Origin of the sequence: Paenibacillus camerounensis (assembly GCF_000723885.1) — a bacterium.
Classification (GTDB): domain Bacteria; phylum Bacillota; class Bacilli; order Paenibacillales; family Paenibacillaceae; genus Paenibacillus_AQ; species Paenibacillus_AQ camerounensis.
On the sequence record NZ_CCDG010000015.1, the window covers coordinates 44,610 to 57,882 of the forward strand.

The 13,273-nt window shown below is 54.5% G+C and carries 13 protein-coding genes; 10 read left to right on the forward strand and 3 right to left on the reverse strand.

Translation table 11 applies throughout. The features are described 5' to 3' along the window. Nucleotides 1-69: 69 nt before the first annotated feature. Nucleotides 70-969: a LysR family transcriptional regulator gene (locus tag BN3772_RS06215; RefSeq protein WP_042197860.1), complete on the reverse strand. Its 900-nt coding sequence runs from the start codon at nucleotides 967-969 to the stop codon at nucleotides 70-72. Between the two features lie 435 nt (nucleotides 970-1,404). Between BN3772_RS06215 and BN3772_RS06220 the strand changes: the two genes are divergently transcribed. The 7 genes from BN3772_RS06220 (at nucleotide 1,405) to BN3772_RS06250 (ending at nucleotide 8,407) form a co-directional block, all read left to right on the forward strand. Continuing rightward, nucleotides 1,405-2,070, forward strand: a complete 666-nt coding sequence (locus BN3772_RS06220) for a succinate dehydrogenase cytochrome b558 subunit (RefSeq protein ID WP_042180372.1) — start codon at nucleotides 1,405-1,407, stop codon at nucleotides 2,068-2,070. Between the two features lie 80 nt (nucleotides 2,071-2,150). Continuing rightward, a complete protein-coding gene (gene sdhA, locus BN3772_RS06225) occupies nucleotides 2,151-3,893 on the forward strand; it encodes a succinate dehydrogenase flavoprotein subunit (protein WP_042180370.1) in 1,743 nt (580 codons plus the stop codon). A gap of 87 nt (nucleotides 3,894-3,980) precedes the next feature. Continuing rightward, nucleotides 3,981-4,745, forward strand: coding sequence for a succinate dehydrogenase iron-sulfur subunit (gene sdhB / locus BN3772_RS06230; protein ID WP_042197862.1), 765 nt, complete (start codon nucleotides 3,981-3,983; stop codon nucleotides 4,743-4,745). Between the two features lie 312 nt (nucleotides 4,746-5,057). Next, on the forward strand, nucleotides 5,058-5,861 hold the full coding sequence (locus BN3772_RS06235; RefSeq protein ID WP_042197864.1) for a DUF3891 family protein: 804 nt from the start codon (nucleotides 5,058-5,060) through the stop codon (nucleotides 5,859-5,861). Nucleotides 5,862-5,936: 75 nt separating this feature from the next. Next, nucleotides 5,937-6,833 carry a metallophosphoesterase gene (locus BN3772_RS06240; protein ID WP_042197866.1) on the forward strand — a complete coding sequence of 299 codons (897 nt, stop codon included), beginning with the start codon at nucleotides 5,937-5,939 and terminating at the stop codon, nucleotides 6,831-6,833. 49 nt (nucleotides 6,834-6,882) lie between these two features. Further along, entirely contained in the window at nucleotides 6,883-7,431 is a 549-nt protein-coding gene (locus BN3772_RS06245; RefSeq protein ID WP_052380400.1) for a GNAT family N-acetyltransferase, read from the forward strand. 226 nt (nucleotides 7,432-7,657) lie between these two features. Beyond that, nucleotides 7,658-8,407, forward strand: a complete 750-nt coding sequence (locus tag BN3772_RS06250; protein ID WP_042197868.1) for a nitroreductase family protein — start codon at nucleotides 7,658-7,660, stop codon at nucleotides 8,405-8,407. Nucleotides 8,408-8,575: 168 nt separating this feature from the next. Here BN3772_RS06250 and BN3772_RS06255 read toward each other — a convergent pair whose 3' ends face one another. Next, a complete protein-coding gene (locus tag BN3772_RS06255; RefSeq protein WP_042197870.1) occupies nucleotides 8,576-9,388 on the reverse strand; it encodes a histidinol-phosphatase in 813 nt (270 codons plus the stop codon). 57 nt (nucleotides 9,389-9,445) lie between these two features. Further along, complete coding sequence (locus BN3772_RS06260) at nucleotides 9,446-10,348, reverse strand: LysR family transcriptional regulator (protein WP_042197871.1); 903 nt, start codon at nucleotides 10,346-10,348, stop codon at nucleotides 9,446-9,448. A 329-nt stretch (nucleotides 10,349-10,677) separates the two neighbouring features. Here BN3772_RS06260 and BN3772_RS06265 point away from each other — a divergent pair, with 329 nt between their 5' ends. From BN3772_RS06265 to BN3772_RS06275, 3 genes are all read left to right on the forward strand, one after another. Next, nucleotides 10,678-11,133, forward strand: coding sequence for a chemotaxis protein CheX (locus BN3772_RS06265; protein ID WP_039876796.1), 456 nt, complete (start codon nucleotides 10,678-10,680; stop codon nucleotides 11,131-11,133). Nucleotides 11,134-11,161: 28 nt separating this feature from the next. Further along, nucleotides 11,162-11,938, forward strand: coding sequence for an SDR family NAD(P)-dependent oxidoreductase (locus tag BN3772_RS06270; RefSeq protein WP_042197873.1), 777 nt, complete (start codon nucleotides 11,162-11,164; stop codon nucleotides 11,936-11,938). 96 nt (nucleotides 11,939-12,034) lie between these two features. Next, nucleotides 12,035-13,273: DEAD/DEAH box helicase (locus BN3772_RS06275; RefSeq protein ID WP_052380401.1), on the forward strand; the 1,239-nt coding region annotated here is incomplete at its 3' end.

Genomic DNA, 13,273 nt, shown 5'->3' on the forward strand with positions numbered 1-13,273 from the left:
GTACGGATAAAAACATCCCCGGCGGGACATTCCATAGTAGTATGGAACGTCCTGCCGGGGATTTGCTGTTTATTCCTGGTCTGCCAGGAACACTTCCTCTGTAACCTGTACAAGGCAGCGCGAAGCTGTGCTGAGTCCGCCGTTGCCGGGATAAATGAGACAGGTGGTGCGCTGGGTCTGCTCCAGCTCTTTGATATGCAGGGAGACTAGTCCGCCGCCGTTCAGCAGCTCCGGACGCAGGTATGACTTCGGCAGGAGTGCAGCGGCCTTAATTGTCGGCAGCAGCCGCACGATGGCCTCGAAGGAGTCGATCTCCATCCGTACATCAGGGTCGGTGCCGCAGCGCTGGAACAGCTCATCAGTCATACGGCGGTACCAGGTTCCCTTAGAGAATAGAATCATCGGCAGCCGGTTGAGATCATCCATTGTCAGCTTTGCACTAAGGGTCAGCGGATGGTGCTCGGAGACGACCAGCCTGAGCTGGTCCTCAAACAGCGGAATGCAGCGCAGGCCCGGCTCCTGGATGGAGGAGGCGACGATCCCGACATCGCTCCGGCCTTCGCTGACGGAGGATACAATCTCATGCGTCCGTCCGGTAATCAGCTTCAGCTCGGCAGCCGGATATTTCTCCATGTAGGCGTTCACAAGCGGCGGCAGTGTCGTCTGCAGGGTGGTGAGGCTGGCCCCCAGGGTAACGAGCTGCGGCTCACCTTCCTTGAATTTGGACAGGGCTTCAAGGAATTTGGAGCGCTGCAGCCGCTGTTCAAGTGCATAAGTATAAGTAAGGCGTCCGACCTCAGTCAGCTCCAGCCGCTTGCCGAACCGGTTGAACAGGGATACGCCGAGGCGCTCCTCCAGCTTCGAGATTTTGCGGGAGAGGGCAGGCTGTGAGAGATTGAGCTGGCGCGAGGCCCGGTTGAGGCTGGAATGCTCTACAACCGCAGCAAAAATGTCCAAATCATCGAACATAAGGGGGTTCTCCTTTGACCAATCTATGGTAATGCTGATACTTTACGCTCATTGTCTATGGATGAATGTGATAATGCTCATAGCATAGCTGCCGGGAAAAGACGATCCAATATCGGAAAAAGCGGATTAAACCAGGAAACCAAGGTTCTAAATGAGAATTATTATCATATTAAAAATATTCTTATGCATTTATTGTATAACGTTTAATAATTAGATTGCAATTCCCTTATAAGACAAAAAAGAGTAACATGAAAAGTGACACAAGATATTCACATATTGTGAATGTTAGAGCAAAGTCCGGGAAAACAATGGATAGCGGTGAAAATAGATGTCTGGCGAGCTGATTAGGCCTTCCTTCCCCTGTTTCAACTGTACTCCCGGCGGTGTATGCTCATTAATGAAAACGCTGTTTTAATCGGAAAGGGGACACTTTGCATGAGAGGATTTTATTCCAGAAAGATTCATTCCTTGCTCGGCGTTATCCCGCTCGGATTCTTCTTCATCGAACACATGATGACGAATTTCGCGGCAGTAGAGGGTGGCGCTTCAGGCTTCATTGACAGTGTGGTGTGGCTGAACAGCCTTCCGCTTGTCTTCTTCCTGGAATTGTTCGGCATCTGGCTTCCGCTGCTGTACCATGGAGTCTTCGGGCTGTATATCGCTTACCAGTCCAAGCCGAACCTGAGCCGCTTCAACCTGGAAAGAAACTGGCGTTATACCCTGCAGCGGATCAGCGGGGTCATTACCTTCGTGTTCATCGTCTGGCATATGTTCGAGACGCGGGTTCAGGTTGCCGTAGGCAATGTTGAACATGAGCAGCTTGGCGGCGTCATGCATGATATTGTGACTCAGCCGCTGATGCTGGCGATTTATGTGATCGCTATCATTGCAGCCTGCTTCCACTTCTCAAACGGACTCTGGTCTTTCCTGATCAGCTGGGGCATTACCGTCGGGCCGCGCTCACAAAAAGTGTCCTCCGTGCTCTGTCTCGGTCTTTTCGTTATTGTAACCTTTATGTTCCTGATCTCGCTGTTCGCCTTCCGTGACAGTGAATTCCAGACAGCGGCCGGCGCCGCACAGACCCTCAGAACGCTGCTTTAAGCGGGTGACGGCTGTTAAAAGAGACGGTTTTGTACAAAGCTATATTATATGTACCCTACAAAACTTTAGGAGGAACTCTCATGGCATCAGCCGATATCATTATCGTGGGCGGCGGGCTGGCTGGCCTGATGGCTACCATCAAGGCGGCGGAATCCGGCGCACATGTTCATCTATTCTCTCTGGTCCCTGTCAAAAGATCGCATTCGGTCTGCGCCCAAGGAGGCATCAACGGGGCTGTAAATACGAAGGGCGAGGGAGACTCGCCCTGGGAGCATTTCGACGATACCGTCTACGGCGGTGACTTCCTGGCGAACCAGCCGCCGGTTAAGGCGATGTGTGAGGCTGCGCCGGGGATTATCCACCTGATGGACCGGATGGGCGTTATGTTCAACCGTACACCGGAGGGGCTGCTCGATTTCCGCCGGTTCGGCGGTACGAAGCGTCACCGGACGGCTTTTGCCGGGGCGACTACCGGACAGCAGCTGCTGTATGCGCTCGATGAGCAGGTACGGCGCTGGGAGGCGGAGGGCCTTGTAACCAAGAGCGAGAACTGGGAGTTCCTCTCGGTTATTCTGGACGATGCGGGCGTCTGCCGCGGTATCAGCGCCCAGAACCTGAAGACGATGGAAATTCAGACCTTTCCGTCGGATGCGGTTATTCTCGCCAGCGGCGGGCCGGGCATTATTTTCGGCAAAACAACCAACTCGGTCATCAATACAGGAACCGCGGCCAGCGCGGTCTATCAGCAGGGTGTCCATTATGCCAACGGGGAATTCATCCAGATCCACCCCACGGCGATTCCGGGCGACGACAAGCTGCGGCTGATGTCGGAATCGGCGCGCGGCGAAGGCGGGCGTATCTGGACTTACAAGGACGGCAAGCCATGGTACTTCCTGGAGGAAAAATATCCTTCCTACGGAAACCTGGTGCCGCGCGATATTGCCACCCGGGAGATTTTTAATGTATGTGTCGATCAGGGCCTGGGCATTAACGGCGAGAACATGGTCTACCTGGACCTGTCGCACAAGGACCCGAAGGAGCTTGACGTCAAGCTCGGCGGCATTATCGAGATCTACGAAAAATTCATGGGGGATGATCCCCGCAAGATTCCGATGAAGATTTTCCCGGCTGTGCATTATTCAATGGGCGGCATGTGGGTCGATTATAACCAGATGACCAATATCCCGGGACTGTTCGCAGCGGGCGAATGCGAATACCAGTACCACGGTGCGAACAGGCTCGGCGCGAACTCGCTCGTCTCGGCAATCTACGGCGGGATGGTATCGGGACCGAAGGCGGTAGAATATATTAAAGGGCTTAAGAAGTCCGTGCAGGATATTCCGTCCACCGTGTTCGACAGCTTCCACAAGCAGCAGGTTGGCAAATACGAATCACTGCTGAACATGTCAGGTACAGAAAACGCCTATGTAATCCATAAGGAGTTGGGCGAATGGATGACCGCCAATATGACCGTGGTGCGTGAGAACAAGCGGCTTGAAGCGACGATCGGCAAAATCAAAGAGCTTAAGGTGCGCTACGGCAACATCAATATGAGCGATACCTCGCGCTGGAATAACCAGGGCGTTGCCTTCACCCGCCAGCTGTGGAACATGCTGGAGCTGGCCGAGGCGATGACACTCGGAGCGCTGCTGCGCAATGAGAGCCGCGGAGCCCACTACAAGCCGGAATTCCCGAACCGTAACGATGAGGAGTTCCTCAAGACAACCAAAGCGGCATGGACGGCGGATGGCCCGCAAATCTCCTATGAGGCTGTAGATGTGTCGCTGATTCCGCCGCGGGTGCGTGACTATTCCAAGGATTAATTATAATCGCGTATGCTTTCGAAGCGAGTTTTGTACGAAGGATAACCGGAGAAGTAACGCTCACAAAACTTTTAGGAGGTAACCGATATGGCGGAAACTGCTGCAGCTCCCAAAAACGTGAAATTTATCATTACCCGCCAGGACGAACCGGAGAGCACACCTTATAATGAGGAATTTGAGCTGGCGTACCGGCCGGGGATGAATGTAATCAGCGCTTTGATGGAAATCCAGCGTAATCCGGTTAACGCAAGCGGTGACAGTACGGTGCCGGTCTGCTGGGACTCCAACTGTCTTGAGGAAGTATGCGGGGCCTGCTCAATGGTGATCAACGGCAAGCCGCGCCAGGCCTGTGCCGCACTGATAGACAACCTGGAGCAGCCGGTACGGATTGAGCCGATGAAGACCTTCCCGGTGGTACGTGACCTGGTCATTGACCGCAGCCGGATGTTCAATGCCCTTAAGCGGGTCAAGGCATGGATTCCAATTGACGGTACCTACGATCTCGGTCCGGGTCCGCGGATGCCCGAGAAAAAACGCCAGTGGGCCTATGAGCTGTCCAAATGCATGACCTGCGGCGTCTGCCTGGAGGCCTGCCCGAACGTCAATGAGAAGACCGATTTCATCGGCCCTGCAGCGATCTCCCAGGTACGCCTGTTCAACGCCCATCCGACTGGCGAAATGAACGCGGATGACCGCCTGGAGGCGCTGATGGAGGACGGCGGGATCGACGGCTGCGGTAACTCGCAGAACTGTGTGCGCGCCTGTCCGAAAGGCATTCCGCTGACCACCTCGATTGCCGAGATCAATAAGCAGACTACCAAGCATATGTTCAAGCGCTGGCTGGGCGTGTAGCGCCTTACCGCTGCAATTATTCTGTTCAAAGCCGTTCCCCAAGGCTGTTTCCGCCTTGGGGAACGGCTTTATTGCTTAAAGGCGCGGGGATAAAGTACGATTAGTACAGTTCTGTGAACTACAGGCCTTAAGACCCGGCTGGTAATGTTTTATATGTTTCTTTTGCGCGGAAAAGCGGGTACATGATATACATTCCGTCAATACATAAGGAACAGCGAAAAAAAGGTAAACTTAAACATTTATAGAACTGCATGTTATAATCTTCTTGGTTAATGCGCTTTCAATTTAAGGAGTACCGGGGGAGGAATTACGTTGATCTGTCGAGAGCAGGATGGAACAATTGTCATGGTTAAGCAGCATGAGCACGGGCGGCTGGCCGGAGAGCTTGCCAAATGGTTCAAGGATGAACAGGTGCCCGAATCTGTACGCCGCGATGAAGTGCTGTGGTCCATTGCCAACCACGACCGGGGCTGGATTGATCTGGATGAGACACCCTTCTGGAATGATGCCGAGAACGCCCCTTACAGCTTTATTGATTTTCCTGTCGTGCCTAAGCTTACCTTTTACCGGCGGGGGCTTAATGAAATTGAAGCGGTCTCCCCCTATGGCGCATTGCTGTGCAGCCTGCATTTTGAACGGCTGATTGAGGTGTCCGGAGAGGAATGTCCGGAGCTGGAGGAGTATCAGAAGGATGAAGCGGAGCGCCGGGCAAGCATTCACCGTGAGCTGGAGCAGCGCGCCGTCCCGATCGGTGAAGATGAGCTGTATTATGATGCCAGACTGCTGCAGTTCTGTGATGACCTGTCGCTGTATATGGCGCTGAACCGGCCGGGCAGCCCCAAATCCGAAGAGCACCCGTGGTGGAAGGACGGCTTCTCGGGCAGCGAGGATTTTAAATTCACCTCCGGCCGGGTAATTACCGCCGAGTGGCAGGATGAAGCGACACTGCGGCTGGAGCCGTTTCCGTTCACCCATGAGGTGGAGACTGTCATCATACTGCGCAAGGTGAGCCGTAAGGACATTACCGACAAGGGGATAGCCCGTGCATACCGCGAGACACCGGAGGAGGAGTGCCGGATTATGGTGACCGGTTTTGCGGGGGAAACGCCTGCTTAATGCTAAGCATTCTCAGCATTTATACGGTTGAGGCTGAACAATATGATCCAATTTGGTGCAAAGGAGAATCTCCCTATGAATAGAGAATCGTCCGGGACTTCTCCCAATAGTAATAACCCGGCAGGCGCCAGCCGCCGCAGGATGACCCGCCGCCAGTTCCTGGCCCGGGGAACCAGCGCTTTATTCGGGGCGGGGCTGCTTACAGGCGGGTATGTCTGGCAGGGAGAGCCTAACTGGCTTGAGGTGACAGAGCTGGAGCTACCGCTGAGGCAGCTGCCGCCGGCTTTTGCCGGAACGCGGCTTGTTCATTTCAGCGATGTGCATCTGGGCTTCAATAAAGATGCCGGTGATGTTAAGCGGCTGGTGAAGCATATCAAGGAGGCCAGGCCGGATATGATCTGCTTCACGGGCGATATAGTGGACAGCGATGCCGAGGATCTGAATGATTCTGTTGCGCTGCTGGCAGAATTGACTGCACCGCTCGGGAAATACGCTATTTTTGGAAATCATGATTATAAGAATACAGAGCTGCTTACCCGTCTGCTGCAGTCTGCGGGTTTTGTTGTCCTCAGGAATCAGTCCTATGTCATCAGCCGCGGCGGTGAGAGAATCGCGGTTGCCGGACTTGAGGATATGCTCAAGGGCAGTCCAGATCCTGCAGCTGCGCTGAAGGATGTTCCGGCTGACATGTTCACGGTGCTGCTCATGCACGAGCCGGATTATGCCGATACGGCCGAGGGCTATCCCTTTAACCTGCAATTATCAGGACACAGCCATGGCGGACAGATCCGCCTGCCGTTAGTAGGGGCACCCTACACGCCCTACGGCTCGACTAAATACATAAGCGGTTTATACTATACCGCAGCAAAAGCAATGCCGGTCTATGTGAACAGAGGCTTCGGCGAAACCTATATGCCGCTGCGGCTGCTGTGCAGGCCGGAGCTGACCGTATTCACCCTGCGCCGGGCCTGACACAGAGGACAGGACAATGCCGGAATAGCTGCTGAGAAGAGGAGGATTTATGATTACTTATGAAACAGTATCATTCACCGTCCGGCAAGGAACAGCTGTTGAACTCAGGCCGGTCCAGCCTGCTGAAGCGGGCAGGCTGAAGGCTCTTCTCTCGCATCCGGAGGTTCAGCCGCATATTGTAATGCGCTGCGGCGCCGGATCCCAGCAGGCTGTTCTGGACAAACTGGCTCAGCGGATGATTTATGCCCATGATCCCTGCGCCCTGCATGCCGGAATCTATGCCGGGGGCGGCCGGGAGCTGCTTGGGACGGTATCACTGCAGAACTGGAACCGGCATGAGGGCAAGGCCGTGTTAGGTTACATGCTGCATCCGGACTGGTGGGGTGCAGGCTTCACTACAGAAGCAGTCGGGCTGATGCTGGATTACGCCGTACAGGAGCTGGGTCTGCAAAGGATCGAGGGGCGCTGCCGCGGCAGCAATCTGAGAAGCGAGCGGGTTATGCTCAAAAACGGGCTGACCCTGGAACGTATTGTTCCGGTGGCAGACGGATCAGGCGATGTCATAAAAGTGTTCAGCATTGTTACACAATTGAAATAAAGCCGTTATCAAACTCTAACAGTGTCCGGTTAAACTAAGTACATGACCCCCTTTTGAAATATAACTGCTGTTGGGACCCGGAGATCCGGGTCCATTTTTTTTGCCCTCCTGCCGGGAATGGGCTGCGGGGCTGGCATACATAGGCTGAAATACTGGCGGCTGCGGCTGCCGCCGGGTTATGATTAGACACAGGAGAAGTTCATTAAGGATCAGGAGGAATTATCCAATGAATGAGGTATTGAACATTCTAAATAATCACCGTTCGTTCCGGAAGTATGCAGACAAGCCTGTAGAGCCGGAGAAGCTGCGCTCCATTATTGAAGCGGCGCAGGCAGCGCCATCCTGGGTTAACGGGCAGCAGGTCACCATTATTGCCGTGCAGAACAAGGAGCGCAGAGAACAACTCGCGCAATTGAGCGGAAAACAGCAGCATGTGGCAGACGCGCCGGTGTTTCTGGTGTTCTGCATGGACTTCTACCGGACCAAGCTGGCGGCCGAGCTGGAGGGGCAGCCGTTTGAGGCTGGAGGCGATACGGATGCACTGCTTGTCGGTGCTGTGGACGTGGGGATTGCACTGGAGGCTGCAGTAGCTGCTGCTGAATCGCTGGGGCTCGGCATTATCCCGATCGGCGGGATCCGCCGTAATACCGAAAGCGTCATCGGGCTTCTGGAGCTGCCTGAGTATGTGTTCCCGGTAGTCGGCCTATGTATCGGCTATCCTGGCGAAGAGCTGCCGAAGAAGCCGCGGCTGCCGCTGGAGGCCGTATACCATCAGGAGCGTTACAATCGTGATCTGGAAGGCAGCATCCGCAGTTACAATGCGGAATTCCGCGAGTACCAGAAGTCCGCCGGCCAGACGGAACGGGACTGGAGCGCGGTCATTGCCCATTTCTATGCACTGAACCCGCAGTACGGGGATGCCGGGAAGACGCTTCCCAAGCAGGGCTTCACCTGCGGCAATCTGCATAAATTCTAAGCTGCCTAATAAACAGAGCACCGCAGCGGTAAAGGACAGACCGGTAAGCTGTTATGCTTCCCGGGGCCTTTGCTGCTGCGGTGCTTTTTTGAAATATAAGAATTTAAATGTTTTACGCTGTCAATAATCTTTGAAGGACGGCATAGCCGTTTCTACTTGATCCATGATTTATTCAATAGGAACGGCAACCCGCTCCCGGCGCTTGTAATATACCCATTCCTTGAAGCCGATTTCCTTCAGCCGGACCTCTACAGCATTCCGCTGGTCTGCCACCCTCGAAGGCTTATGCGCATCAGAGCCGAAGCTGACTTCAACACCGTAATGCAGCGCGCGCTCCAGAATATCGTCCGACGGGTACCAGCCGCCGCACAGCTTCGTGCCTCCCGAGGTGTTGATCTCGATTGCAGTCCGGCATTCACCGATGACCCGCAGCGCTTCATCAATCTCAGCGGCGGCAGGAATATCGCAGAACTGGGGATAGTTACCCTTCATTGCGTCGATATGGCCGAGAATCTGGAACATGCCGCTGCGGGCGGATTCGGCAATCAGGCGGTAATACTCGGCTTTGACCGCTTGCATCTGCTCCGGTCTGAGCTTTTTCCAGCGGCTCTTGTTAAAAATGCTGTCCCCGTTCACGCTATGTACGGAGCCGATTACATAGTCAAAGGGATAAGCAGCCAGCGTAGCCCGGTACAGCTCTGCATGCTCCGGGAAATAATCGGATTCGATGCCGAGCAGGACGTCGATGGTGCCGGCGTATTCTTTTTGCAGGGCCAGCACTTCTTCCACATAATTCACAATCTCTGATTTGGCCATGGCAATATGGGGAAAAGCCTGTTCGGACGAATGGCCGAAGTATGGTGTATGGTCGGAAATCCCGATGACGTTAAGGCCGGCGGCGATGCCGGCTTCTATATAATCCCTGATGCTTCCGTCGGCATGGCCGCAGCGGAAATGATGGGTGTGCAGGTCAAACTTCATTAGCATGAACATCTCCTTTGGCCATAGTGTGTGTACGTCAGCAGCGCTGCATACCGTTTATTCCGAACCGATGAATTGGGTCTCAGGCATGCCCTTCAGGTCACTGAGGAACTGGCGCATGGCAGAGTTGACATATTTGCCTGACTTAGTGATGACGCCAACCGGATGGGTAACCTCCAGCTCGATAATTGGAACGATGCGGAGCGTCCCGTTACGCACCTCGGCAGTTACAGACTGCTTGGAGATGACGGCAGCGCCGAGATCCAGCTCAACCATCCGCTTTACTTCCTCGCTGCTCGTCAGCTCCATGATGACCTGGGGCTGAATGCCGTGCCGGGCCAGGACATCATCAACAAATCTGCGGCCGACCGTATCCGGGGAGAGCAGGATGAGCGGCGTCGCGCCGAGCGCTTCGATTCCCGCTGTTTTTACCTGGGCCAGCGGATGCCTCGGGGAGACAACCAGCTCAAAGGTATCGTAATACAGGACCGAGGTGGTCATGCCCGGATTCTGTCCGATCAGATAGCCGATTCCGACATCGACCAGTCCGCTCTCCACCTGCTGATAAATCTGTGATGAGGACATGGAGGAGATGGAGGTTTTGATATGCGGGAACTGGTCCTGAAAATAAGACAGGATGCGCGGCAGAATTTGAATGGCAATAGAGGTCGTTGTGCCGAGAATAATATGTCCCTGGGGATTCTCGTCCAAATCGGCAAGCCGCTGCTTCAGCTCCTCGACAATGCTGACAATCTGCTCGGCATGAGTAAGGAATACTCTGCCCCTGTCCGTCAGGGTGACCGGCTGGTTCCGGTCCACAAGCTGTGTTTTGAACTCTTCCTCCAGGCTCTTAATCTGCGCCGAAACCGCCGGCTGGGTCAGGTTAAGCAGTTCACCTGCTTTGCGAAAGCTCATCGTTTTGGAGATCGTTATCAGTGTCTCCAGCTGGCTAATGTTCATAGATGTGCCCCCTTTTACTACCGAATCGTATCGCTGAATATCTGTATAGTGTGGAAACCGGGCGTTTTCACAGGATTGCAGGGCTGAGTGTTACATAGGAACAAGGGATGGTAGTACAGGCTTATCTTACGCGGAGTGTGGGTATTTGATTAAATTATAGGAGATTACATCCGGCAGGGCAATGCGGAGGAGAAAACTATATTGAGAATTCCTTCGACAAGAGCATTAATTTTTGATGAATAATGCCGATATATGAAGTATAATAAATCATTATTACTTAGGACTTTTGGTATATGACTAAAGCCAGGTAGAGGGGGGACAGCACTTTCATGAAAGCAGAAGTAATTAATCCATTTCTAGAGTCTGCACGTATTGTAATTGAGCAGGTGGTTCAGGTCTCGCCATCGACCGGAAATCTGGGTATCAAGGATATTGAACTGATCGATAACCATATATGGATTCAGGTGGGGATGACAGGACAGCTCAGCGGGGATATTATATTCGGGCTTGAGGAGCATGTGGCGCTGAAGATGGTATCCGCAATGATGGGCGGCTATCCGATTGCAGAAATGGATGAAATGGGACAGAGTGCGATTTCAGAGCTGGGAAATATGATCAGCGGAAATGCCAGTACGATTCTATCCAACCAAGGAGTATCTGTGGATATTACACCTCCGAAGCTGATGAAACTGGAGAGCATGGCCGTTTTCCCGCGTAAAGCACTCAGCATTCCGCTGCTTATGGAAGGCATTGGGGAGCTTGATATTCAGGTAATGATTTCTTAGGCGTACTCTTAGGAGCTGAAGGACCTTCATGCAACTTAAAGACAAAATAGTAGTAATTACAGGAGCTTCAAGCGGGATCGGGGCCATAACGGCCCGGATGCTCAGCGAGAAGGGGGCGGTTCCCCTCCTGCTGGCCCGTTCGGAGAAAAAGCTGAAAGAGACAGCGGCCGGAATTCCGGGCGTTTTTGGACTGTATCCCTGCGATGTTACTGATGAGGCTGAGGTTGCGCGGGTGTTCAATGAAATCCTGGCGGCATACGGCAGAATTGATATTCTGCTGAATAACGCCGGCTACGGCAAATTTGCCGGATTCACCGAGATGGAAGCGCAGGAATTCGATGATATGATGGACGTTAACTACATGGGGATTGTCCGCTGTACCAAGGCTGTTGTTCCGCATATGCTGCAGAGGGGCGGCGGGCAGATTGTTAATGTAGCCTCGATGGCCGGCAAAATCGGCACAGCCCGGTCGGTTGCCTATACGGCGACCAAGCATGCTGTGCTGGGCTTCACCAATGCGCTTCGCCAGGAGCTGCGCAAGAGCGGCATCACGGTATCGGCGGTTAATCCGGGACCGATTGCCACTGATTTTTTCAAGACGGCAGACCCCTCCGGCAACTACGAGAAGAGTGTAGCCCGGATGATGATGACTCCAGAATTCGTCTCCGCCAAGATCGTCAAGCTGATGGAAAAGCGCAAGGAAGAGATGGATCTTCCCGGAATTGCCGGCTTCGGCATCCGGCTGTACGGTTTGTTCCCCCGCCTGGCAGACAAGCTGACCTATAACGCAATGAACCGTAAATAGATCTATGTGTATAAGGAAATGGCCTTCCATTTGGTGGAGAGGCCTTTTTGGCATATAATGAAGATATTAACTTAGCGAAAAGGATGAAACATACTTATGACTAATGCTTCTTTTGCGGCCATCGGCCTCCAGGAGGACCTTGTTGCCCGATTGTCGGAATTCGGCATTTCCGCTCCATCTCCCGTTCAGGAGCAGACGATCCCGCTGCTGCTGGAGGGCAGGGACGTGCTTGCCGCCTCCCAGACCGGAACAGGCAAGACGCTGGCTTACCTGCTGCCGCTGCTTCAAACGATTAACCCGGAGCAGAGGGTGGTGCAGAAGCTGGTGCTGGCTCCGACCCAGGAGCTGGCGATGCAGATTCTCCGCGAGGCCGAGCGCTACGGAGACCACCGCGGCATTAAGGTGATGGGGCTGATCGGCGGGGCCGCCATCAAACGCCAGATTGATAAGCTGCGCGAGCATCCCCAGCTGGTTGTCGGCACGCCGGGGCGTATCCGCGAGCTGATCGGCCTGCGCAAGCTGAAGATGCATGAGGTCAGCACGATTGTTATCGATGAAGCTGACCAGATGTTCCAGCTGAGCGGAGCCGGCGAGGTTGCGAAGATCGTCAGCAGCGCGCTGCGCACACGCCAGCTTGTTATGCTGTCTGCGACTATCGGTCCTGAGACCAAGGCACTGGCTTCACGTGAGATGAAGAACCCGGCCGAGGTCGGTATTGATCCGGGTGTAATGACCGCCCAGACGCTGGAGCATCACTATGTGGTGTCGGAGGAGCGGAACAAGATTGATATGCTGCGCCGCGTCATCCGCCACCATAATCCGAAGCGGGCGATTGTGTTCGTCAATGCGACGGAGGATATCGCCGAGGTGGAAGCGAAGCTGAACCATCTTGGCCTTACGGCGGCGGCACTGTACGGTGATGCCGATAAGGTAACGCGCAGCAATGTGCTGGCAAAATTCCGTGACGGCAAGTTCCGCGTGCTGGTCGCCAGCGACGTGGCGGCCCGGGGTCTTGATATTGAGGAGTTGACGCTCGTCGTCAGCTTCGATCCGGCCTTTGACGCCGAGCACTATGTGCACCGGGCCGGCCGCACCGGGCGCATGGGCAAACGCGGGCTGTCGGTGACGATTGTCACCGAGCAGCAGACGTTTATCATGCGCAAGTTCGCCCGCGAGCTGGATATTCAGCTCGAGGAACGGGCCCTGTCCGCCGGCAAGGTACTGCCGGCGGATGAAGCCCGCAGACCGGCGCCGGGCCAAGGCAGCCCGCGCCGGGAGAGCGCAGCGCCGCGCGGCGGCAAGCCGGTGCGGACGGCGGCGGTGCAGCCGGATGCC